Raw genomic sequence first — 21,215 nt, forward strand, 5'->3', positions numbered from 1 at the left:
ATCTACCGCAGTCCGCGCAAGAGGACAGCTCTCGGCGCGCCCACACGCCCGGGTCCGCGCTACCAGGCGGCAGAAAGGCACGGGCCGTGGGATCCACGGTCACCAACACCGAACCGGCGCGGACCGCGACGGAATCCTCTCGCCCGGGATACGGGCAGCTGCTGCGCACCCGCGGCGCCTGGACGTTCCTGCTCCCCGGTTTCGCCGCGCGCCAGCCGTTCGCGATGCTCACCATCTCCATCGTGCTGCTGGTGCAGCACACCACCGGCTCCTACGGCGCGGCCGGCGCCGCCGCCGCCGTCACCGGCGTCTCCATGGCACTGTTCGCGCCGTACAGCGGGCGTCTCGCCGACCGCTACGGGCAGCGCGCGGTGCTGGTCCCCGGCGTTCTGACGCACACCCTGGCAGGGCTGACCCTGACCGCGCTCGCCCTGGCGCACGCCCCCCTGTGGGCGCTGTTCGCGGCGGCCGTGCCGACGGGCGCCTCGGTGCCGCAGGTCGGCCCGATGGTGCGGGCCCGCTGGGGCGTGACGCTCAAGGACTCGCCGCTGATGACCACCGCGGCCGCCTTCGAGTCCGTCACCGACGAGCTGACGTTCGTCGTCGGCCCCCTCCTGGCGACCGCTCTGTGCACGACGGTCGCACCGGCCGCCGGACTGGTCACCGAGGCCGGGCTGACCCTGGTCGGCGGCCTGCTGTTCGCCGCGCAGAAGCGCACCCAGCCGTCCGTCGGCGACCGCGGGCACGCGCGCGTGGAGCACGTCTCCGCCCTGCGCATCCCCGGGGTGCGGGTGCTGATCGCCACCTTCCTGGGCATCGGATCGGTCTTCGGCGGCATGCAGGTCTCGCTGGCCGCGTTCACCGAGTCGATCGGGTCGCCCGGCCTCAACGGGGTGCTGTACGGCACCTTCGCCGCGGGCAACATGCTCTCCGGCGTCGTCTGCGGCGCCATCGCCTGGAAAACCGCCCCGCAGCACCGCCTCCTCGTCGGCTACACCGCCCTGGCGCTGGCCGCGTCCGCGCTGTGGACCGCGCACTCGGTTCCGCTCCTTGCGGCGCTCGGCCTCCTGGTGGGCATGTGCATCGCCCCCGCCCTGATCACCGGCTACACCCTGGTGGAGAGCCTGGTCCCGGCCGGCGCCCGCACCGAGGCGTTCACCTGGCTCACGGGCGCGGTCGCGCTCGGCCAGGCGGCGGCGGTCACCGTCGCCGGACAGATGGAGGACCGTCTGTGGGGCGGCGCCGGCTTCCTGGTGCCGATGGCGGGCACGGTGCTCGCGTTTCTCACCCTGGTGGCGCTCAGGTCGCGGCTCGCGGCCCGGCCGCAGAGCCGCGAGGTCGCACGTGGCGTCGGTCACCGCGCCCACGTGACAGTGGACTGATCCTCGGGAATACGTCACTATGGACCGTCGTTAGCACTCATCGAGTGAGAGTGCCAGGAGGAAGACAGTGCCCACCTATCAGTACCAGTGCACCGAGTGCGGCGAGGGCCTCGAGGCGGTGCAGAAGTTCACCGACGACGCGCTCACCGAGTGCCCCGGTTGCGGTGGCCGCCTGAAGAAGGTGTTCTCCGCGGTCGGCATTGTCTTCAAGGGATCCGGCTTCTACCGCAACGACAGCCGCGGCTCCTCGTCGAGCAGCAGCCCGGCGTCGTCGTCGAAGTCGTCGAGCTCCTCGTCCTCGTCCTCGTCGTCCGGGTCGTCCTCCGGCTCGTCCTCGTCCTCCGGTTCGTCGTCGTCGGGGTCGTCCTCGACGTCCACGAGCTCGGCCGCCTGACGCCTTTCTTCCGGGACCCCTCCGTCGTGGGACGGTGGGGTCCTCGGCGTGTGTGCGGGCAGGGGTTCTCCGCGTGCGAGCGGGCGCTAGTGTGCTGGTCATGGCGAACGCAGAGATCGGTGTCATCGGCGGTTCCGGCTTCTACTCGTTCCTCGAGGACGTGACCGAGGTCCAGGTGGACACGCCGTACGGGGCGCCCAGCGACTCCCTCTTCCTCGGTGAGGTCGCCGGCCGGCGGGTCGCCTTCCTGCCCCGGCACGGCCGGGGTCACCACCTCCCGCCGCACCGCATCAACTACCGGGCCAACCTGTGGGCGCTGCGCTCCGTGGGCGTGCGCCAGGTGCTCGGGCCCTGCGCGGTGGGCGGGCTGCGCCCCGAGTACGGGCCGGGCACGCTGCTGGTGCCCGACCAGTTCGTCGACCGTACGAAGTCCCGGGCGCAGACCTACTTCGACGGGCTGCCGCGCCCCGACGGCACGGTGCCGAACGTCGTGCACGTCTCGATGGCCGACCCGTACTGCCCGGTGGGCCGCACGGCCGCGCTGAAGGCGGCACGCGGGCAGGACTGGGAGGCGGTGGATGGCGGCACCCTCGTCGTGGTGGAGGGGCCCCGCTTCTCGACCCGGGCCGAGTCGTTGTGGCACCAGGCACAGGGCTGGTCGGTGGTGGGCATGACCGGCCACCCCGAGGCGGCGCTCGCCCGTGAACTGGAGCTCTGCTACACCTCGCTGACGCTGGTCACCGACCTGGACGCGGGCGCGGAGACCGGCGAGGGCGTCTCGCACGAGGAGGTGCTGCGGGTGTTCGCGGCCAACGTGGCGCGACTGCGGGGCGTTCTGTTCGACGCGGTGGCCGCGCTGCCCTCGACCGAGCAGCGGGACTGCCTGTGCGCCGGTGCGCTGGGCGGGATGGACCCGGGGTTCGCGCTGCCGTAGCGGGGCGGAACTACTCCTTCGGGTGAGGGAGTTGTCCACAACCGGCGGGTAGCACACGGGCTCCGGCGGGCGGCGGCGCGATGCCTCATCGTGGGCGTGGCAAGCCGAAATTCCCCGTCGCTGGTGGTGGTCCGCATGTCCGTGCCGTCTTCGTCCTCCCCTTTCCTGGCGCCCTCTGCCGTCCCTGCTCCCCCTGCTCCCCTCGCTCCCCAGGCGTCCCTCACGCGGTTCTCTCCGTACGCGCCCGGTGCGGATGCCCCGGCCACGTGTGAGGTACCGCACTTCGCGCCGGTGCGCGTGCGCGGCGGGAGGTACGGACTGCGCCGGCTCGTACGGCACCGGGGGCGCGCGGTGGCGGCCGGGCTCGCCGTCACCGCGGCCGCGCTCGTGGCGGCGGGCCCACAGGACGCTCCGGACCCGCCGGGCGGCGGAGCGGCCGGCGGACAGCCCGCGCCGGCCGACAGAGCCGACCGGACCGACCGGGCCGACCGGGCCGCCGGGCGCCGCGATGCGGATGAGCTGCGCACGGTGATCGTGCCCGTGCGCATCGCGGACGCGGCCACGGTCCGGCTGCTGCGCCCCGGCGACCGGGTCGACGTGATCGCGGCGGAGGATCCGGCGACGGGCGGGCAGGCCCGGGTGGTCGCACACGGAGTCCGGGTGGCCAGGATCCCGGAGCCCGTGGACGACGTGGTCGGGAGCGGGGCGCTGGTCGCGCTGTCGGTGCCGCGCTCCACCGCGGCGGGGCTGGCGGGGGCGAGCGCCACGGCCAGGCTGGCGGTGACCCTCTGGTGAGACGTAGGTTGCGGAGCTGTTCGTTCCGCACGTTGCAGTTGCTTGTCCAAGGAGGGCCCGCAGGTGAGCGACAAGAAGGACCCGAGTCTCTGGCAGGGCTTCAAAGCCTTCCTGATGCGCGGGAACGTCGTCGATCTGGCAGTGGCGGTGGTCGTCGGCGCCGCCTTCACCAACATCGTCAACGCGGTGGTGAAGGGGGTGATCAGTCCGGTCGTCGGAGCGATCGGAACCAAGAACCTCGACCATTACAGCTCGTGCCTGAGCACCGCCTGCGACGGCGATCAGGGCATCCGGATCATGTGGGGTTCGGTCCTCGGCGCCGCTCTCCAGTTCCTGATAACCGCCGCGGTGGTCTACTTCCTGATGGTCCTGCCCATGGCGAAGTTCCTGGCCCGCCAAGAGGAGCGGAAGAAGGCCACGGAGGGCACGCAGGAGGTGGTGGAGGTGACCGAGCTGGAGGTGCTCAAGGAGATCCGCGACGAGCTGGTCGCCCGGCGCCGTTCCGAATACGGCGAGCAGTAGCGTTCGCGGTCCGGCGGGCCCGTGCGCCTCAGAGGTGGTGAGGCGGCTTCTCGTCCAGGAAGCGCTTGAGATCGGCGGCGGCGTCGCCGTCCGTGCGCTCGCCCCACCCGCGGTCGGTGTCGTCCGTGGACTGCTGGTTCAGCGGGTCGTCGAAGATCAGCGCGGCCTTCGGGTCGCGCGGTTCGGGGGCGGACTCGGGGATCGACTCGGGGGCGGACTCGGGGGTGGTACTCATGCCTCAAGGGTACGGTCCGCGGCAGGCGGCGTGAAGTTGCACGCAGTTCCGTCCTCCGCACAGGCAGACCCATGACGCATGAAGGGACCCGTGAGAGACCCGTGGTCCCGCCGCACCCCGGAGACTGGCCCCCATGACAGTGGACGCTCTGACGGACGTCGAAGGCGTGCGGGTGGGACATGCGACGCGCACGGACGGCGGTTGGCTCACCGGCACGACGGTCGTGCTCGCACCGGAGGGCGGCGCCGTGGCCGCCGTGGAGGTGCGCGGCGGCGGCCCCGGAACCAAGGAGACCGACGCGCTGGATCCGCGCAACCTGGTGCGGACGGTGGAGGCGGTCGTCCTGACCGGCGGCAGCGCCTACGGGCTGGACGCCGCCTCAGGGGTGATGGCCTGGCTGGAGGAACGGGGGCGCGGGGTCCGCGTCGGGCCCGACCCTTCGCACGTCGTGCCGGTCGTACCCGCTGCCTGCGTGTTCGACCTGGGGCGCGGCGGTGACTTCCGGGCCCGGCCGGACGCGGCCACCGGGCGCGCCGCGGTCGAGGCCGCCGCGGCGAGCGAGGTGGGCGGGCGGGTGCCCGAGGGGTGTGTGGGCGCCGGAACCGGAGCGGCCGTGGGACCGCTCAAGGGTGGGGTCGGCACGGCGAGCACGGTGCTCGATTCGGGTGTCACGGTGGCCGCGCTGGTGGTGGCCAACGCGGTGGGGTCGGCGGTCGAGCCGGAAACGGGGGTGCTGTACGGGGAGTTGTTCCAGGGACGGGTGGAGTGTCCCGACGCGCGGGTGCACGAGGCCGCGCGGCGGCGCCTCACGGAGGCCGCCGCGCGCAACGCGCCGCCCCCGCTGAACACCACCCTGGCGGTGGTCGCCACCGACGCGGACCTGACCAAGGCGCAGGCGCAGAAGCTGGCCGGCACGGCGCACGACGGCATCGCGCGCGCCGTACGTCCGGTGCACCTGCTCAACGACGGCGACACGGTGTTCGCTCTGGCCACGGGGGCGCGTCCGCTCGACCCCGGTTCCCCGCTCGCCCTGAACGAGATCCTCGCGGCAGGCGCGGACCAGGTGACCCGCGCGATCGTCCGCGCGGTACGGGCCGCCGAGACGGTGGCCGGACCGGGCGGAGAGTGGCCGGCCTACGAGGAGCTGTACGGCGCCCGTTGACCTGTCACCGCGCCCACCGCCCGGCTCCGGCTGCACAACGCGCGCTTGACCAGCGGATTTTGACGGGACAGCGGTTCGCGCGGGAACTTCTCGCGCGGGTCGGCCGTTTTCCTCGTGGACGTTTTCTCGGTTCGCGGACATGATGCTCGACCGAGGGGCTACGGTATGCACCCACAAGGTGACATGCAGCAACGCCGGGAGAAACCTTGAGCGTTCCGTACGAGACGACTGCGTACGAGCCACGCGAGTCGCCCGAGTCTCCGGAGGAGCACCTCGCGCGACTCCTCGGCCGCGCCCTGAACTCCTTCGAGTTACCCGACGAGACGATACGACGGCTCGACTGCGCCCTGGCCTATGACGGTTCACTGCACTCCGCGCACCACAGCGCCGGGCTGCACCGGGAGACCTACCGGCACACCTGGCTGCTGGCCGACGGATCGGCGCTCACCCTCTGGGAGCTGGTGCACAACACGGCGCCGGGCAGCGAGGTGCAGCACGAGGTGTACGACGACGAGGAGGAGCTGAGCACCGCCACCGCCCGGCTGCCGCTCCCGCCGGACGCGCCGGAGTTCGAGCTGCCGGTTCTGGTCCAGCTCTCACCGCCGCCCCGGGCCCGGCACGCGTACGCGTCCGACGACTCGGCCGACCACGCACGCCGTCTGCTGCGGCGCGCGGAGAACGCCGACCGGCCGGGCGCGGACGTCGCGTCCCTGCTGGCGACGGCATCCGGTCACCGGATCACCCAGGCCTTCGGCCGCCCCTGCCGCGCGGGCCGCGCGGGGCTGTGCTTCTCGCTCTACGAGCACGCGTTCCTGCTGGACGGGGGTGTGGAGATCTCGCTGTGGGAGGTCGAGCACACGGCGACCCCCGACGGCCGCCACATGTGCGAGGTGTACGCGACGGAGGACGCCGCCCGCAGCGCGATGGAACGGCGCGCGGCCCTGATGCCGTAGGGCCTGTTGCGAACAGGCCCTGGGGGCCTGTCGTCACGTTCCCGTATGCCGGGCGGGCCTCAGCGGCCGTTGCCGAGTCGACGCACCAGGCCCGCGAAGGCGGCCTTCTCCTCCGGGGTCAGTTCGACGAACTCCCGGCCGGGGCCGGCCCCGCGCTGGAGCGGAAGGCCCGCCAGCCTCGGGGCGGACTGCTGCCGAGCGGTCTCGAGGCGGATGCCGCGTCGGATGCGGGCGAGGCCGATCAGGCAGGCGGTGGTCAGTGCGGCGGGGACGGCCACACCGATCCACATCAGGGTCGAGACATGATCAGGCATGTGTTCCAGTAGACACCACGGTCCGGGACTTTGACCCCGGACCGTGACGTATCTCGCAGGTGCCGTGAACAACTCACAGCGCACCAAAGGGACAAGCAGTGAGAGACAGGGGCAGGGGCTGGAGGGCAGGGAGGCAAGGGGCGGTTCAGGCCGCCACCGGCTGCTCCCGGTCCGCGGGCTCGGCCGCCACGCCCTCGCCCGCCTCGCCGGCCGCCACGCCCGGCACCGGCCTGCGCAGGGCCTTCAGGGCGACCACCAGGGCGGTGGTCACACACACGCCCGCCGCGATGGCGATCAGGTAAAGGAACGGGTTGCCGATCAGCGGGACCACGAAGATGCCGCCGTGCGGGGCACGGAGCGTGGCACCGAAGACCATCGACAGGGCGCCGGTGAGCGCGCCGCCGACCATCGACGACGGGATGACGCGCAGCGGGTCGGCCGCCGCGAACGGGATGGCGCCCTCGGAGATGAAGGAGGCGCCCAGGACCCAGGCGGCCTTGCCGTTCTCCCGCTCGGTGCGGGTGAACAGCTTGCCGCGCACGGTCGTGGCCAGGGCCATCGCCAGTGGCGGGACCATACCGGCCGCCATCACCGCGGCCATGATCTTCATCGCGGAGTCGCTGGGGTTGGAGACCGCGATACCGGCGGTGGCGAAGGTGTAGGCGACCTTGTTGACCGGACCGCCGAGGTCGAAGCACATCATCAGGCCGAGCAGCGCGCCGAGCAGGACGGCGTTGGTGCCGGTCAGCCCGTTCAGCCAGTCGGTCATGCCCTTCTGCGCGGTGGCGATGGGCTTGCCGATGACCACGAACATCAGGAACCCGACGACCGCCGAGGAGATCAGCGGGATCACCACCACCGGCATGATGCCGCGCAGGGCCGCCGGGATGCGCACCTTCTGGATCGCCATCACCACACCACCGGCGATCAGACCGGCCGCCAGGCCGCCGAGGAAACCGGCGTTGATGGTGAGCGCGATCGAGCCGCCGACGAAGCCGGGGACGAGTCCGGGGCGGTCCGCCATGCCGTAGGCGATGTAGCCGGCCAGCACGGGGACGAGGAAGGCGAAGGCCACACCGCCGATCTGGAACAGCAGGGCGGCCCAACTGTCGGCCTGGGTCCAGACGAAGTGGTCCATCACCGACGGCGCCTTGTTGATCTCGTAGCCGCCGATCGCGAACCCGAGGGCGATCAGCAGACCGCCCGCGGCGACGAAGGGAACCATGTAACTGACGCCGGACATGAGCCACTTGCGCAGCTTCGTACCGTAGCCCTCGCCCGCCTCGCCGGCCCGCTCGACCGGCGTTGCGCCCGGCGCCGGCGCCGCGGTCGCCTCCTCGCGGGCGGCCTTGGCGCGGACCTCGGTGATCAGCTCGCCGGGCCGGTTGATGCCCGCCTTCACCCCGACGTCGACGACCGGCTTCCCGGTGAAGCGGTCCTTGTCGCGTACGGGGACGTCATGGGCGAAGATCACGCCGTCGGCCGCCGCGATCACCGCCGGGTCGAGCCGGGTGAAGCCGGCCGAACCCTGGGTCTCGACGACGACCTCGACGCCCGCCTCGCGGCCGGCGTTCTCCAGCGACTCGGCCGCCATGTAGGTGTGCGCGATACCGGTGGGGCAGGAGGTGACGGCGACGATCCGGAACGGCCGCTCGCCGGAAGCGACGGCAGCGGCGGGAGCGGCGGCAGCGCTGGGCGCGTCGGCGGCTCCCGGCGCGACGCCCGGCTCCGGAGCGGACTCGGGCTCCTTCGCGTCAGACCCGTCCGGGGCGGTGCTGTCCGGAGCCGCCGCGCCCGTGGGGTTCGCGCTCGCGTCCGGCACCGGGGCCCTACCGCCCGCCGCGGCGCCGGAGGAGGCCGCCCCCGGCGTCGCAGCGGTGTCTTCGGGAGCGCCCGCCGCCTGCGCCAAGGCGCCCTCGGCGGTCGCGGCGGCGCCCTTGGTGCCCGTGGCGGAGCCCTTTGCCGTGCCCGCCGTGGCCGCGGTCTCGTCCCCGCGGATGAGCGCGGCAGCGGCCGCCGCGTCGTCCACCGCCCGCAGCGCGGAGGTGAACTCGCCGTTCATCAACTGCCGGGCCAGCGACGAAAGGATCTTCAGGTGGGCGTCGTCCGCGCCGGCCGGGGCCGCGATCAGGAAGATCAGGTCGGCGGGGCCGTCCGTCGCGCCGAAATCGATCCCGGCCGCGCTGCGCCCGAAGGCGAGCGTCGGCTCGACCACGTGCTCGCTGCGGCAGTGCGGGATGCCGATGCCGCCGTCGAGGCCGGTCGGCATCTGCGCCTCGCGGGCGGCCACGTCGGCGAGGAAGCCCTCCAGGTCGGTCACCCGGCCCAGGGCCACCATCCGCTCGGCGAGGGAGCGCGCCGCCGCTTGCTTGGTGTCGGCGGACAGGTCGAGATCGACCAGGTCCGCGGTGATCATGTCGCTCATCGCGGGCTCCTTAGCGCGCGTATCGCCCGGTCAGTGAGGTGGGCGGGGGTGGGGACGGGGGCAGTGCGGGGGGAGTCGTGGGGGGTGCGGGCGGCCGGAGGCGTCGTACGGCACCGGCTGCGGGGCGGGCGCGGGGTCATGTCACGGCTCCGTCAGGGCGCGGTCCACCGGCACGTCCGCGGTGACCGTCACCGCCGCCGGGTCCAGGTCGGCGGGTGTCGGCATCAGGCTGCCCGGCAGCTGGACGGCGGCCGCGCCGTGTGCGACGGCGAGCGCCAGGGCCTCCGGGCCGGTGCCGCCGGCGATCAGGAACCCGGCGAGGGAGGAGTCCCCGGCGCCGACGTTGCTGCGGACGGCGTCCACGCGTGCGCTGCCGAACCAGGCGCCCGCGTCGTCCACGAGCAGTTGCCCGTCGGCGCCCAGGCTCGCGAGCACGGTGCGCGCGCCGAGTCCGCGCAGTTCCTCGGCCGCCTTCACCGCGTCGCCGACCGTCGCCAGGGAGCGCCCGACGGCCTCGGCGAGCTCCGCGGCGTTGGGCTTGACCAGGTCCGGACCCTCGCGCAGCGCTTCCAGCAGCGCGGGCCCGGAGGTGTCCAGCGCGATGCGTGCGCCGGCCTCGTGTGCCCGTGCGACCAGGTCGGCGTACCAGGACGGCGCGAGTCCGCGCGGCAGGCTGCCGCAGCACGCGATCCAGTCGGCGCCGCGCGACTGCCGCCGCACGGTCTCCAGCAGCGACTCCTGCTCCTCGGCGGAGAGTTCCGGACCCGGTGCGTTGATCTTCGTCAGGACGCCGTCGGCCTCGGCGAGCGCGATGTTCGAGCGGGTGGCCCCGGCGACCGGCACCGGTGCGACGTCGATGCCCTGCGCGTCGAGCAGGTCCGCGACGAGCGCGCCCGGCGCGCCGCCCAGGGGCAGGACGGCGACCGTGCGCCGGCCGGCGGCCGCGACGGCGCGCGAGACGTTCACGCCCTTGCCGCCCGGGTCCATGCGCTCACCGGTGGCCCGGACGACCCGGCCGCGCTCGAGCGAGGGGACCTCGTAGGTGCGGTCCAGGGAGGGGTTGGGGGTGACGGTGACGATCATGCGCGTACTACTTCCGTGCCGCCGCGCTCGATGGCGGCCGCGTCCTCGGTACTCAATCCGCTGTCGGTGATCAGCAGGTCCACGTCGTTCAGAGTGCCGAAGCGGGCGAAGTGCTCCTGGCCGTGCTTGGCGGAGTCGGCGAGCAGCACCACACGGCGGGCGGCGGCGATCGCCGCGCGCTTCACCGCGGCCTCGGCGAGGTCGGGGGTGGTCAGGCCGTGTTCGGCGGAGAAGCCGTTGGCGGCGACGAACAGCACGTCGGCGCGGATCTCGCCGTAGGCCCGCAGCGCCCAGGCGTCCACCGCGGCGCGCGTGCGGTTGCGCACACGCCCGCCCACGAGGTGGAGCTGGAGACCGGGATGGTCCGCGAGGCGGGCCGCGATCGGCAGGGAGTGGGTGACGACGGTGAGCGAGGCCTCCAGGGGCAGGGCGGCGGCCATGCGGGCCACCGTCGTACCGGCGTCGAGGATCAGCGTGCCCTCGGCCGGCACTTCGGCCAGGGCCGCCTTGGCGATGCGGTCCTTCTCGTCGGCCGCGGTGGACTCGCGCTCGGTGAGGTCCGGCTCGAAGTCGAGACGGCCGGCCGGGATGGCGCCGCCGTGCACCCTGCGCAGCAGGCCCGCGCGGTCGAGGGCCTTCAGGTCGCGGCGGATCGTCTCCGCCGTCACCTGGAACTCCTCGGCGAGCGACACGACGTCCACGCGGCCGCCGTCCCGGGCGAGCCGGAGGATCTCCTGCTGCCGCTCCGGTGCGTACATGTCTGTTCGCCTCCGCCTGATGCCCGAACTTGTGGTTTCCCCTCGGAGGCTACGCCGGGATGTCGAGGAAGTAAACAGGTTCGGGCATGAAACCGGGTATGAACGGACTTCCGGTCCAGTTGGGTCCGGGTGCAGGTCCAGGTACAGGTACGGGTACGGGTACGGGTACGGGTCAGCCCACCAGTTCGTCCGCCCGCTCCGGCTCCGCCGCCACGGCCCGTTCCCCGGCCTCCTCGGCTGTCTCCTCGGCGCCCTCCGCCGGCTGGCCCGGCCACTTGGGCAGGGCCGACATCAGGACGAAGATGACGCCCAGCACCGCCGCCACCCACACCAGCGCGTGCTGGAAGCCGTTGACGAAGGCCGGACCCACCTCGGCCGGGGTCAGACGGTCGCCGATGACCCCGAAGAACACCACCGACACCAGGCCGAGTCCCAGCGCGTTGCCCATCTGCTGCACGGTGTTGATCAGTCCGGACGCCGAACCCGCGTGCTCACGCGGGACCTCGGAGAGCACCGCGTCGGTCAGCGGCGCCACGATCAGGCCCATGCCCAGGCCCATCACGACCAGCGGGAGCGCCATCTGCCAGGGGGCGATGCGCAGGCCGTACCGCTCGGACTCCCCGATGTACAGCAGGACACCGGCCGCCATCACCAGGGCGCCCGTCTGGAGCACCTTGCGGCCGAAGCGCGGGACCAGCTTCTGCACGGACATCCCGGCCGCGACGGACACGGCGATCGAGAACGGGACGCCCGTCAGGCCCGCACGCAGCGGGCTCCAGCCCAGGCCTACCTGCATGTACAGCGTCCAGACCAGGAAGAACACGCCCAGCGCGACTCCGAAGACGGTCTGCACCGCGATGCCCGCGGCGAAGCTCTTCACCCGGAACAACGACAGCTCGACGAGCGGCGAACCGTCCCGCGCCGCCTTGCTCCGCTCGTACGCCACCAGCGCCGCGAAGACCACGAGCGCGCCCACCATCGAGGCGTACCCCCACAGCGGCCAGCCCAGCTCGCGACCCCGGGTCAGCGGGTAGAGCAGCATCAGCAGCCCCAGGGTGACCAGGGCGACCCCGACGAGGTCGAGCTTCAGGGCCCGAGGGGCCTTGGACTCGCTGATGAAACGGTTGCCGAGGACGAGGGCCAGGGCACCGACGGGCAGGTTGATCAGGAAGATCGGCCGCCATTCCAGACCGAACAGGTTCCACTCGGTCAGCAGCGCGCCGAGCAGCGGGCCGGAGACCGCGCCCAGGCCGACGATCGCACCGAACAGGCCGAAGACCTTGCCGCGTTCGTGCGCCGGGAAGGTGGCGTGCACGATCGACAGCACCTGCGGGACCATCATCGCGGCCATGACGCCTTGCAGGATGCGGGCGGCGACCAGCATCTCGGGGTTCGCGGCGAAGCCGCACAGCGCGGAGGCGAGGGTGAAGCCGCCGATGCCGAGGAGGAACAGCCGCTTGCGGCCGTGGATGTCGCCGAGCCGGCCGCCGGTGATCAGACCGGCCGCAAAGGCGAGGGCGTATCCGGCGGTGATCCACTGGATCTGACTGAAGGACGCGCCGGCGTCCTGCTGGATGGACGGAATCGCGATGTTGACGATCGTGACGTCCACGAGGTCCATGAAGGCCGCGGTCATCACGATCGCCAGTGCGAACCAACGACGGCGGTCGGCGGTCCGGACCGTGCCGTCGGTGGGGGTTTCGGTGGAGGACATGACGGCAACCTAGGCAGGCATTAGGCCAGATCATGTCCTACTTTTGCGGCATGCTCGGATGTATGACGACGGACACACCGGCCCGGCTCCTCCAGCTCCTCTCTCTCCTCCAGACGCCTCGGGAGTGGCCCGGCGGTGAACTCGCCGAACGGCTCGGGGTGTCCCGGCGCACCGTCCGGCGGGACATCGACCGGCTGCGCGAGCTGGGCTATCCGGTGCAGGCGACCAAGGGGTCGGACGGCGGCTACCGGCTGGTCGCCGGGAAGGCCATGCCTCCCCTCGTACTCGACGACGAGGAGGCCGTGGCGATCGCGGTCGGGCTGCGCGCCGGGGCCGGGCACGCGATCGAGGGCGTGGACGAGGCGTCGGTGCGGGCGCTGGCGAAGCTGGAGCAGGTGCTGCCGGCCCGGCTGCGGCACCGCGTCTCCACGCTTCAGGCCGCGACGACGCCGCTGACCGGCGGAGACGCGGCGAGCGTCGCGCCGGAGACGCTCACCGTCATGGCCTCCGCGGTGGCGGGGCACGAGCGGCTGCGGTTCGCCTACCGGGCCGGCGACGGGGCCGCGTCGCGTCGGCTGACCGAGCCGTACCGGCTCGTGTCGACCGGTCGGCGCTGGTACCTCGTGGCGTACGACCTGGACCGAGCGGACTGGCGGACGTTCCGCGTGGACCGGGTGAGCGAGCCCCTCGCCACCGGTGCGCGGTTCGCTCCGCGGGAGTTGCCGACCGGAAGCGCGGCCGAGTACCTCCGGCAGTCGATGTACCGCCGGCAGGAGACCTACACGTTCACGGTGGCCTTCGCCGAACCGGTCGAGGTGGTCGCGGCGCGACTGCCCTCGTGGCTCGGCGCACCGGAGCCGCTCGACGCGGGCGGCTGCCGGCTGCGGGCCGCGGTCGGCGACAAGGTGGAGTGGCTCGCGGTGCGGCTGGCGATGCTGGACTGCGAGTTCACGGTGCTGGAACCCGAGGAACTCGTGTGGTGCGTACGGCAGTTGGGGGCACGGTTGACGCGGGCCGGCGGGGCCGACGGAGGCGGCGAGAAGTGGACGGAGGGCGGATCGGCGGTCGTAACCGGCCTTCCGGGGGAGGTTCCGTAGGTGGAGCCGGGTTCCGGCACCCCGGGGGGAGGGGCGCCGGAACCCGGCTCTGGGGAAGTCCCGGCGCCGGGGGGGAGTGCGTCGGGACGTGGCTCTGGACTTTGGAGCCCGTCCGGGAGGGGCCCGTCCGGGATCCGAACTCCTGGATCCTGAAGGGTTGTTCCCGTGCCCCCGCCGCTTGAAGCGGCGGTACACGGCCATGTTTGCGCGGCCTTTCGCCACCCGGCGTACGCGGTCGCCCGATACACCGACAGGCTTACGCGCCCGGTCTCACGCCGCGGCGTCGAAGCCGGTGTCGCGGGCCAGCTTCTTCAGCTCGAGCAGCGCGTGCTTCTCGATCTGGCGGATGCGTTCACGCGTCAGGCCGTGCTCCTTGCCGACCTCGGTGAGCGTACGCTCGCGGCCGTCCTCTATGCCGTACCGCATCTTGATGATGGAGGCCGTGCGCTGGTCGAGGCGGCCGATGAGGTCGTCGAGTTCCTCACTGCGGAGCAGCGTCATGACCGACTGCTCGGGCGAGACCGCGGAAGTGTCCTCCAGCAGGTCCCCGAACTGGGTCTCGCCCTCGTCGTCCACCGACATGTTCAGCGAGACCGGGTCACGGGCCCAGTCGAGGACGTCCGAGACGCGCTCGGGCGTCGAGCCGAGGTCCTCGGCGATCTCCGCGGGCTCCGGGTCACGGCCGTGCTCCCGGTTGAACTCACGCTGGACGCGGCGGATGCGGCCCAGCTCCTCCACGAGGTGGACGGGCAGACGGATCGTGCGCGACTGGTCGGCTATCGAGCGCGTGATCGCCTGGCGGATCCACCAGGTGGCGTACGTCGAGAACTTGAAGCCCTTGCGGTAGTCGAACTTCTCCACCGCGCGCACCAGGCCCGCGTTGCCCTCCTGGATCAGGTCCAGCAGGGGCAGGCCACTGCGCGGGTACCGCCGGGCGACCGCCACGACCAGGCGCAGGTTGGAACGGATGAAGACGTCCTTGGCCCGCTCCCCCTGGTCGACCAGGGCCTGGAGCTCCTCGTCGGTGCCCTCCGTCTTCGTCTCCTCGTGCCCGTCGAGAATCTGCCGCGCGAACACACCCGCTTCGATGATCTGGGACAGCTCGACCTCCTTGGCGGCGTCGAGCAGCGGTGTACGCGCTATCTCGTCGAGATACATGCCGACCAGGTCGCGATCGGCGATCTCGCCGCCATGGGCGCGAACACTGCTTGCCGCGTCGGTCGTCTCGCCGGAGGCGGACTTACGACGGGCGACGGCACGGGTTGCCATGCGTGCTCCCTTGCGAATGGGGGTCCCCCCAGGCCGTCAAGGCTCTGGGGGAGGGTCAGCGGGTGGTCCTTCAGATGCTTGGCACCTGCTTGGGAACTCTCCTCGGGTGCCCGGCATCCGATGGAAACAACGACTGGAATCCGGACAGAATTCCCAACCCGCCCCTCCAATTTTCTGATCATGCAGTACCCTGTCTCGCCGCAGTCGCCGAACGTCGCCGTCGACGGTCGCGGAACCGCAGGTCAGGGTGGCGCCGAGGGCTTCCCGGATCTCTCACGGACCCCGCCGGTCGCCCCGGATGCGAGACTCCGCTCACACCGATGGCGCCACTTCGGGAAGAGCGTCCCCTTCGACTGCCTTCCACCCTGATGGACGAATCGCGCCGCCGGAAAGTTGCCGCGCGCCCGGACTCTCGCGAAAATCCAAGACTCTCCACACCCTCGTCTTACGCGGCGGGGGCGCACATGCCTCAGCCGAACTGCACCGAGCGCTTGGCCAGGCCCATCCAGAAGCCGTCGATCACGGACCTCTGCGCGCCCAGCTCGCCACCGGCCTCCGCCGCGCCCATGGTCACGAACAGCGGGGCGAAGTGCTCGGTGCGCGGGTGGGCGTAGCGGCCGGCCGGGGCCTTGTCGAGGAAGTCCAGCAGGGCGTCCCAGTCGCGGGTCTCCAGGGCACGCCTGCCCCAGTCGTCGAACTCCGCGGACCAGCTCGGGACCCCGCCCCCGGTGTGCCGCAGGGCGGCCAGGTTGTGGGTGAAGAAGCCGGAGCCGACGATGAGCACACCCTCGTCGCGCAGCGGTGCCAGCCGGCGGCCGATGTCCATGAGCCTGACCGGGTCGAGGGTCGGCATGGAGACCTGGAGCACGGGGATGTCGGCCGCGGGGAACATCTCGACGAGCGGGACGTAGGCGCCGTGGTCGAGGCCGCGGTCCGGCACGTCCTGCACGGGCATTCCGGGTGCGCGCAGCAACTTCCGTACGCTCTCGGCGAGTTCGGGTGCGCCGGGGGCCTCGTACCGCACCCGGTAGTAGTGCTCGGGGAAGCCCCAGAAGTCGTAGACCAGGGGAACCGTCTCGATGGCACCGAGGGCCAGCGGGGCTTCCTCCCAGTGGGCGGAGACGACGAGGATCGCCTTGGGGCGGGGCAGCTCGGCGGACCAGGCGGCGAGCTGACCGGGCCAGACCGGGTCGTCCGCGAGCGGCGGGGCACCGTGGCTGAGGTAGAGGGCGGGCATGCGCTCCCGAGCGGCGGCGGACATGGCGGCGACTCCCTGCGAGGTAGAGAATGCTTGAAACCTAAAGCTCCCTACCGAGATTACGCCGGGTTTGTTTAAGTTTCAAGAAGCAGCTCGTACAGTGGACGTATGAACACGCCACCTGCTTCCGCCCCCGAGCCCGCCCCCGCCGAGGCCGACGGTCACCGCTGGCTCACCGCCGAGGAGCAGCGCGTCTGGCGTTCCTATCTGCACGCCACCACCCTGCTCGAGGACCACCTCGACCGTCAGCTCCAGCGCGACGCGGGCATGCCGCACATCTACTACGGCCTCCTCGTCAAGCTCGCCGAGGCCCCACAGCACCGGCTGCGGATGACCGAGCTGGCCATGGACGCCAAGATCACCCGTTCCCGGCTCTCCCACGCGATCGCCCGTCTGGAGAAGAGCGGTTGGGTGAGCCGCGAGGACTGCCCCTCCGACAAGCGCGGCCAGTTCGCGGTCCTGACCGATCAGGGCCTTCAGGTGTTGCGCCGCACCGCGCCGGGCCATGTGACCGCCGTACGCCAGGCGCTCTTCGAGCGGCTCAGCCCGGCACAGCAGAAGTCCCTCGGCGAGATCATGCAGATCATCGCCGAGGGACTTCAGCCGAACGAAGCGGGTGCGGACCTTCCCTGGCTCCGCTGAGAAGCGGAGCTGAGGTGCAGGGCCGAGGTACAGAGGCTGCGGGACGGAGCCGAGTGAGGCTGAGGTACTGAGCCGAGCGACGGGCCGCCCGGTGGGCGTGTCAGTGGGCGATGACCGGCACCGCCGTCTCGTCCTTCGCGCCCGTGCCCGTGCCGGCCTCGGACCCGGTCACCTTGGTACCGCCCGGACGGCCCGCGTCGACGAGGGTCAGGGCGATCACGGCGGCCGCGACCAGGATGCCGACGGCGAACCAGACGGCGCTGGTGTAGCCGTGCACCATGCCCTGCAACTGCACCAGCTGCTGCTGGGGCCTGGTGGCAGCACCCGCGAGGTGGTCCTTGACGTACGAGGTCGTGGCCGAGGCCGCGATCGTGTTCAGCAGGGCCGTGCCGATGGCGCCGCCCACCTGCTGCGAGGTGTTGACCATCGCGGAGGCGACCCCCGCGTCCCGCGGCTGGACACCCTGCGTGGCCAGGGACATGGCCGGCATGAACGCCGTACCCATGCCAAGGCCGAGCAGCAGCATCGCGGGCAGCAGCAGGGCGGCGTAGGAGGAGCCGAGGTCCAGCTGGGTCAGCAGCAGCATGCCGGTGGCGGCGACCAGGAAGCCGGGGCCCATCAGCAGCCGCGCCGGCACCCGGGTCATCAGGCGGGCGCCGATCTGGGTGGATCCGGTGATCATGCCCGCGACCATCGGAAGGAAGGCGAAGCCGGTCCGCACCGGCGTGTACCCCCGCACGACCTGGAGGTAGTACGTCAGGAAGAGGAACAGGCCGAACATCCCGATGACCGCCAGGCCCAGCGACAGGTAGATCCCGCCGCGGTTGCGGTCGGTGACCACGCGCAGCGGCAGCAGCGGGGCCTTCACCCGCGACTCGACCAGCGCGAAGGCCACCAGCAGGACGGCGGACGCGACGAACATCGAGACGGTCAGGGTGTCGCTCCAGCCCTCGGACTCGGCGCGGGTGAAGCCGTACACCAGGGCGACCAGGCCGAGGGTGGACAGCACCACGCCCGGGACGTCGAGCGAGGAGCGGTTGCGGCCGCCGGACGGCTCACGGACGACGAAGTAGGCGCCGGCCGCGGCGACGACGGCGAACGGGATGTTCACGAAGAACGTCCAGCGCCAGTCCAGGTACTCGGTGAGGAAGCCGCCCAGGATCAGGCCGACGGCGCCACCGCCACCGGCGATCGCGCCGTAGATGCCGAAGGCCTTGGCCCGCTCCTTGGCGTCGGTGAACGTCACCGCGAGCAGGGAGAGCGCGGCGGGCGCGAGCAGCGCGCCGAAGACGCCCTGGAGCGCGCGGGCGCCGAACATCATCGCGCCGGTCGTGGCCGCGCCGCCGAGCGCGGAGGCCGCCGCGAAGCCGGTCAGACCGGTCACGAAGGCCCGCTTGCGGCCCCACAGGTCGGCGATCCGGCCGCCGAAGAGCAGCAGTCCGCCGAAGGCGAGGGCGTAGGCCGTGACGACCCACTGCCGGTTGCCGTCGGAGATGCCCAGGTCGCGCTGGGCGGAGGGCAGGGCGATGTTCACGATGGTCGCGTCCAGCACGACCATCAGCTGGGCGAGCGCGATGAAGACGAGCGCCCTCCAGCGGCCCGGATCGCCGGACTTCTCCAGAACGCCGGGAGCCTTTGCGGCTGTTTCAGACATGGGGGTACCCACTTCGGGACTTTGTGACGGAAAGAGACCGTGACGGAAAAAGACAGCGAAGAGCTGAACGGGACGAGAAAAGACGGAAAAATTGCCGTCGGAGGGACGCGGCCGACCTTCACGGCGGGCCCGGGACTCGGTTTCGGATGATGGTTTCGGTGGGCGGGCGGTGATCGTCCGGGCTACCGGTACCGGCACCGGCACCGGTGATGACCGGAGTACGGTCCCGGGCGATCACTCCAGGCGGTCAGGCCCGGCGGAGGTCCTCCAGGGTCGCGGCCGCACCCGGCAGGGCGGAGCGGGCCGGGGCCCGCAGGCCGTCCAGGAACAGTTGCAGATGACGGTGCACGAAGCGGTCGGCGCTGCCGCAGCCGGTGCCGGCCGGTGGCCGCGAGAGCTGGGCCACCGCGACCGTCACATCGCCGACTCCCACGTCGGGGCGCAGTTGCCCGGCCTCCTTGGCGCGGTCCATGACTTCCTCGATCAGGTGCTCGATCCTTTCGCGGGCGGCTTCCAGGTCGGGGTGGTGCTGGTCGAAGGTGCTGGAGACCATCGGGCACAGCGCGCTGATCCGCTCGTCGGCGGCGGCGTGCACGAAGTGCTCCAGGGCGTCGAACGCGTCACCCGTCTCGGCGAGCGCCTGCTCGGCCGCCCGCGCCGTACGGTCCATGACCGAGCAGACGACCTCGCGCACGAGGGCGTCACGGTCCGGGAAGTTGCGGTACAGCGTGGCGTTGCCGACGCCGGCCCGGCGGGCGATCTCGTCGAGCGGCACCTCGGGGCCGTGCTCGACGAACATCTCGCGAGCGGCGGTGACGATCCGCTCCCGGTTGCGCAGTGCGTCGGCGCGAGGCCGGGTCGCCTTGCGCTGCACGAGGTTCGCGGTCGTCGCGGCCTGCACGGCGTACTCCTCAAGTCGGTGGGTCGGTTGAAGTCGGTGGATCGGTCCAGGTCGGCGGGACAGTCGACCGGTGAGCGCCGGTCAGTCGGCCGGTCGCAGTCGGCGGGCGATGAGTCGGGCGGGGCGATCCGGGGAACGAGTCCCCGTTTCGCTCGGACACATGACCAAACGGGGAAGGGGTCCCCGGTTATTTCCCGGCCGCCGCGTGTTTTTCCGTGACCTGGGTCACATCCACCTGGACGCACGCATTCCCACGACCGAGCGACCCCCCGGGCGGCCCGTCCCACGACCGGACCGCTCCAGCGCGCGCCGAACGCCCCCTCGACACAGGGTGATCGCAAGGGTGCAGCCGGAAACCGGTGGCTGCCCGGCGCGAAAGGTGAACGCATGCAGGTGCAGCCGCCCCGCCGCCGTTCAGGCCCGATACCCAAGCGCCGTGCGGTCGCCATGGCCTCCGTCACGGCGCTGATCCTCGCCGTCGGCACCTCGGCGGGAACCGGGCCTCTCACGGCGGGCGACGCGGCGACCGACCCCGAGGCGTCCGTGCTGGCCCGCTCCCCCGCCCTGACCCCCTGCATGATCACCGGAGCCTCCTCGGTACAGATGTCGGAGGGCGTCCCCACCACCGGCGGCTACGCCCGCTCCCTCGGCACCGTCCACGCCCTGACCCTGATGGTCGACTTCTCCGACGCGCCCGGCGCGGACAGCGCGCTCGACCGCTTCCACGAGTTCTTCCCGCAGACCCAGGAGTGGTTCCGCACCGCCTCCTACGGCCGCCTCGACTATCACGCGGAGACCCCGATAACCCGGTGGCTGCGGATGCCGAAATCGTTCAAGGACTACGGCCTGGAGCGCGGCGCCCCGTTCGATCCCGGCTACCGCCGGCTGATCAAGGACATAGTCGCGGCCGCCGGCCCGACGGTGAACTTCCGGGACTACGACCTGATCAACATACTCATGACCCCGAACGCGGGCCCTTCCGCCCTGGACACGGTCCTGTCGGTCACCTTCGCCGGCAACTCGGACGCGCCCGTCGCCAACGGGGTCGCCATCGCCAACGTCTCCTTCATCTACTCCCGCCAGGACGACGGCTCCGGCTCCTACCAGCGCACCGGCTTCCGTGTCCTGCCCCACGAGAACGGCCACGTCTTCGGCCTGCCCGACCTCTACACCCAGGAAGGCGGGGAGTCGGTCGGCCACTGGGACATCATGAGCGAGGACTGGGGCGCCAACAACGACCTGCTCGGCTGGCACAAGTGGAAGCTGGGCTGGCTGGACGCCTCCCAGGTGAGCTGCGCGGCCAAGAAGGGCTCCACCGAGTACACCCTCACCCCGCTGGGCCGCCCGGGCGGCCGCAAACTGGTCTTCGTCCCCCTCGACGAACACACCGGCTACGCCCTCGAACTGCGCACTCGGGCAGGCAACGACGAAGCGGTGTGCCGGCCGGGCATCCTGGTCTACAAGGTCAACGCCGAAGTCGACACCGGGCAGGGCCCGATCAAGGTCCACGACTCCCACCCCCACTCCGGCGGCTGCACCCGCAGCCCCAACGTCGAGGCGGAACTCTCCGACGCGCCCTTCACACCGGGCGAGTCCTTCAAGGATCCCAAGGCGCACCTCCGCGTCGACGTGGTCTCGGCCGACCGCGCGGGGAACTACCGGGTGCGCATCACCCGGCAGTGACACGCGGCCCCCGCGAACCCGCGAACGGACTACCGTAGGC

General features: G+C 71.9%; 20 protein-coding genes. 10 read left to right on the forward strand and 10 right to left on the reverse strand.

Going from position 1 to position 21,215, the window contains the following annotated elements:
* The first annotated feature begins 86 nt into the window (after positions 1-86).
* The 5 genes from ACIHCX_RS23170 (at position 87) to mscL (ending at position 4,027) form a co-directional block, all read left to right on the forward strand.
* Entirely contained in the window at positions 87-1,382 is a 1,296-nt protein-coding gene (locus ACIHCX_RS23170) for an MFS transporter (protein ID WP_400032370.1), read from the forward strand.
* A 67-nt stretch (positions 1,383-1,449) separates the two neighbouring features.
* Complete coding sequence (locus ACIHCX_RS23175; protein ID WP_400032372.1) at positions 1,450-1,776, forward strand: FmdB family zinc ribbon protein; 327 nt, start codon at positions 1,450-1,452, stop codon at positions 1,774-1,776.
* A 100-nt stretch (positions 1,777-1,876) separates the two neighbouring features.
* Complete coding sequence (locus ACIHCX_RS23180; protein WP_400032374.1) at positions 1,877-2,710, forward strand: S-methyl-5'-thioadenosine phosphorylase; 834 nt, start codon at positions 1,877-1,879, stop codon at positions 2,708-2,710.
* A gap of 135 nt (positions 2,711-2,845) precedes the next feature.
* A complete protein-coding gene (locus ACIHCX_RS23185; RefSeq protein WP_400032376.1) occupies positions 2,846-3,505 on the forward strand; it encodes a hypothetical protein in 660 nt (219 codons plus the stop codon).
* A gap of 63 nt (positions 3,506-3,568) precedes the next feature.
* Positions 3,569-4,027, forward strand: coding sequence for a large conductance mechanosensitive channel protein MscL (gene mscL / locus ACIHCX_RS23190; protein ID WP_400032378.1), 459 nt, complete (start codon positions 3,569-3,571; stop codon positions 4,025-4,027).
* Positions 4,028-4,055: 28 nt separating this feature from the next.
* Here the strand turns inward: mscL and ACIHCX_RS23195 are convergent, their stop codons facing one another.
* The gene (locus ACIHCX_RS23195; RefSeq protein WP_400032379.1) at positions 4,056-4,262 is read right to left on the reverse strand and encodes a hypothetical protein; all 207 of its coding nucleotides are present in this window, start codon (positions 4,260-4,262) and stop codon (positions 4,056-4,058) included.
* A 133-nt stretch (positions 4,263-4,395) separates the two neighbouring features.
* Here ACIHCX_RS23195 and ACIHCX_RS23200 point away from each other — a divergent pair, with 133 nt between their 5' ends.
* Together ACIHCX_RS23200 and ACIHCX_RS23205 are read left to right on the forward strand one after the other, a co-directional pair.
* Positions 4,396-5,424 (forward strand): P1 family peptidase, encoded by a 1,029-nt coding sequence (locus tag ACIHCX_RS23200; RefSeq protein WP_400032380.1) that lies wholly within the window; start codon positions 4,396-4,398, stop codon positions 5,422-5,424.
* A 206-nt stretch (positions 5,425-5,630) separates the two neighbouring features.
* Positions 5,631-6,377, forward strand: coding sequence for a DUF6227 family protein (locus ACIHCX_RS23205; RefSeq protein WP_400032382.1), 747 nt, complete (start codon positions 5,631-5,633; stop codon positions 6,375-6,377).
* Positions 6,378-6,436: 59 nt separating this feature from the next.
* On the opposite strand, the gene ACIHCX_RS23210 is transcribed toward ACIHCX_RS23205, so the two are convergent.
* The 5 genes from ACIHCX_RS23210 to ACIHCX_RS23230 form a co-directional block, all read right to left on the reverse strand.
* A complete protein-coding gene (locus ACIHCX_RS23210; protein WP_400032384.1) occupies positions 6,437-6,691 on the reverse strand; it encodes a hypothetical protein in 255 nt (84 codons plus the stop codon).
* Positions 6,692-6,836: 145 nt separating this feature from the next.
* Complete coding sequence (locus tag ACIHCX_RS23215; protein ID WP_400032386.1) at positions 6,837-9,116, reverse strand: fructose-specific PTS transporter subunit EIIC; 2,280 nt, start codon at positions 9,114-9,116, stop codon at positions 6,837-6,839.
* A gap of 141 nt (positions 9,117-9,257) precedes the next feature.
* Positions 9,258-10,199, reverse strand: a complete 942-nt coding sequence (pfkB, locus tag ACIHCX_RS23220) for a 1-phosphofructokinase (RefSeq protein ID WP_400032388.1) — start codon at positions 10,197-10,199, stop codon at positions 9,258-9,260.
* On the reverse strand, positions 10,196-10,957 hold the full coding sequence (locus ACIHCX_RS23225) for a DeoR/GlpR family DNA-binding transcription regulator (protein ID WP_400032390.1): 762 nt from the start codon (positions 10,955-10,957) through the stop codon (positions 10,196-10,198). The genes pfkB and ACIHCX_RS23225 overlap by 4 nt, the downstream gene beginning before the upstream one ends.
* Before the next feature lie 172 nt (positions 10,958-11,129).
* Positions 11,130-12,671, reverse strand: coding sequence for an MFS transporter (locus ACIHCX_RS23230; RefSeq protein WP_400032392.1), 1,542 nt, complete (start codon positions 12,669-12,671; stop codon positions 11,130-11,132).
* 62 nt (positions 12,672-12,733) lie between these two features.
* Between ACIHCX_RS23230 and ACIHCX_RS23235 the strand changes: the two genes are divergently transcribed.
* The gene (locus tag ACIHCX_RS23235) at positions 12,734-13,768 is read left to right on the forward strand and encodes a helix-turn-helix transcriptional regulator (protein ID WP_400032394.1); all 1,035 of its coding nucleotides are present in this window, start codon (positions 12,734-12,736) and stop codon (positions 13,766-13,768) included.
* Between the two features lie 270 nt (positions 13,769-14,038).
* On the opposite strand, the gene ACIHCX_RS23240 is transcribed toward ACIHCX_RS23235, so the two are convergent.
* Together ACIHCX_RS23240 and ACIHCX_RS23245 are read right to left on the reverse strand one after the other, a co-directional pair.
* Positions 14,039-15,037, reverse strand: coding sequence for an RNA polymerase sigma factor RpoD/SigA (locus tag ACIHCX_RS23240; RefSeq protein ID WP_400032396.1), 999 nt, complete (start codon positions 15,035-15,037; stop codon positions 14,039-14,041).
* Positions 15,038-15,506: 469 nt separating this feature from the next.
* Positions 15,507-16,298: a dioxygenase gene (locus tag ACIHCX_RS23245; protein ID WP_400032398.1), complete on the reverse strand. Its 792-nt coding sequence runs from the start codon at positions 16,296-16,298 to the stop codon at positions 15,507-15,509.
* Positions 16,299-16,403: 105 nt separating this feature from the next.
* Here ACIHCX_RS23245 and ACIHCX_RS23250 point away from each other — a divergent pair, with 105 nt between their 5' ends.
* Positions 16,404-16,937 carry a MarR family winged helix-turn-helix transcriptional regulator gene (locus ACIHCX_RS23250; protein WP_400032400.1) on the forward strand — a complete coding sequence of 178 codons (534 nt, stop codon included), beginning with the start codon at positions 16,404-16,406 and terminating at the stop codon, positions 16,935-16,937.
* A gap of 100 nt (positions 16,938-17,037) precedes the next feature.
* Here the strand turns inward: ACIHCX_RS23250 and ACIHCX_RS23255 are convergent, their stop codons facing one another.
* Complete coding sequence (locus tag ACIHCX_RS23255) at positions 17,038-18,591, reverse strand: MFS transporter (protein ID WP_400032402.1); 1,554 nt, start codon at positions 18,589-18,591, stop codon at positions 17,038-17,040.
* A 247-nt stretch (positions 18,592-18,838) separates the two neighbouring features.
* Positions 18,839-19,492, reverse strand: coding sequence for a TetR/AcrR family transcriptional regulator (locus ACIHCX_RS23260; protein ID WP_400032404.1), 654 nt, complete (start codon positions 19,490-19,492; stop codon positions 18,839-18,841).
* Positions 19,493-19,879: 387 nt separating this feature from the next.
* On the opposite strand from ACIHCX_RS23260, the gene ACIHCX_RS23265 reads away from it, so the two are divergent.
* Positions 19,880-21,175, forward strand: coding sequence for a M6 family metalloprotease domain-containing protein (locus ACIHCX_RS23265; protein WP_400032406.1), 1,296 nt, complete (start codon positions 19,880-19,882; stop codon positions 21,173-21,175).
* Positions 21,176-21,215: the final 40 nt, after the last annotated feature.

Source organism: Streptomyces sp. NPDC052043 (genome assembly GCF_044548235.1).
Taxonomy (GTDB): domain Bacteria; phylum Actinomycetota; class Actinomycetes; order Streptomycetales; family Streptomycetaceae; genus Streptomyces.

Bases quoted from the DNA above. Each gene is read 5' to 3' on its own strand.
- ACIHCX_RS23215 (WP_400032386.1), bottom strand. From the start codon at position 9,116: ATGAGCGACATGATCACCGCGGACCTGGTCGATCTCGACCTGTCCGCC.
- ACIHCX_RS23230 (WP_400032392.1), bottom strand. From the start codon at position 12,671: ATGTCCTCCACCGAAACCCCCACCGACGGCACGGTCCGGACCGCCGAC.
- ACIHCX_RS23210 (WP_400032384.1), bottom strand. From the start codon at position 6,691: ATGCCTGATCATGTCTCGACCCTGATGTGGATCGGTGTGGCCGTCCCC.
- ACIHCX_RS23180 (WP_400032374.1), top strand. From the start codon at position 1,877: ATGGCGAACGCAGAGATCGGTGTCATCGGCGGTTCCGGCTTCTACTCG.
- ACIHCX_RS23240 (WP_400032396.1), bottom strand. From the start codon at position 15,037: ATGGCAACCCGTGCCGTCGCCCGTCGTAAGTCCGCCTCCGGCGAGACG.
- ACIHCX_RS23235 (WP_400032394.1), top strand. From the start codon at position 12,734: ATGACGACGGACACACCGGCCCGGCTCCTCCAGCTCCTCTCTCTCCTC.
- ACIHCX_RS23245 (WP_400032398.1), bottom strand. From the start codon at position 16,298: ATGTCCGCCGCCGCTCGGGAGCGCATGCCCGCCCTCTACCTCAGCCAC.
- ACIHCX_RS23265 (WP_400032406.1), top strand. From the start codon at position 19,880: ATGCAGGTGCAGCCGCCCCGCCGCCGTTCAGGCCCGATACCCAAGCGC.
- ACIHCX_RS23255 (WP_400032402.1), bottom strand. From the start codon at position 18,591: ATGTCTGAAACAGCCGCAAAGGCTCCCGGCGTTCTGGAGAAGTCCGGC.
- ACIHCX_RS23225 (WP_400032390.1), bottom strand. From the start codon at position 10,957: ATGTACGCACCGGAGCGGCAGCAGGAGATCCTCCGGCTCGCCCGGGAC.
- ACIHCX_RS23200 (WP_400032380.1), top strand. From the start codon at position 4,396: ATGACAGTGGACGCTCTGACGGACGTCGAAGGCGTGCGGGTGGGACAT.
- ACIHCX_RS23250 (WP_400032400.1), top strand. From the start codon at position 16,404: ATGAACACGCCACCTGCTTCCGCCCCCGAGCCCGCCCCCGCCGAGGCC.
- ACIHCX_RS23195 (WP_400032379.1), bottom strand. From the start codon at position 4,262: ATGAGTACCACCCCCGAGTCCGCCCCCGAGTCGATCCCCGAGTCCGCC.
- ACIHCX_RS23185 (WP_400032376.1), top strand. From the start codon at position 2,846: ATGTCCGTGCCGTCTTCGTCCTCCCCTTTCCTGGCGCCCTCTGCCGTC.
- pfkB (WP_400032388.1), bottom strand. From the start codon at position 10,199: ATGATCGTCACCGTCACCCCCAACCCCTCCCTGGACCGCACCTACGAG.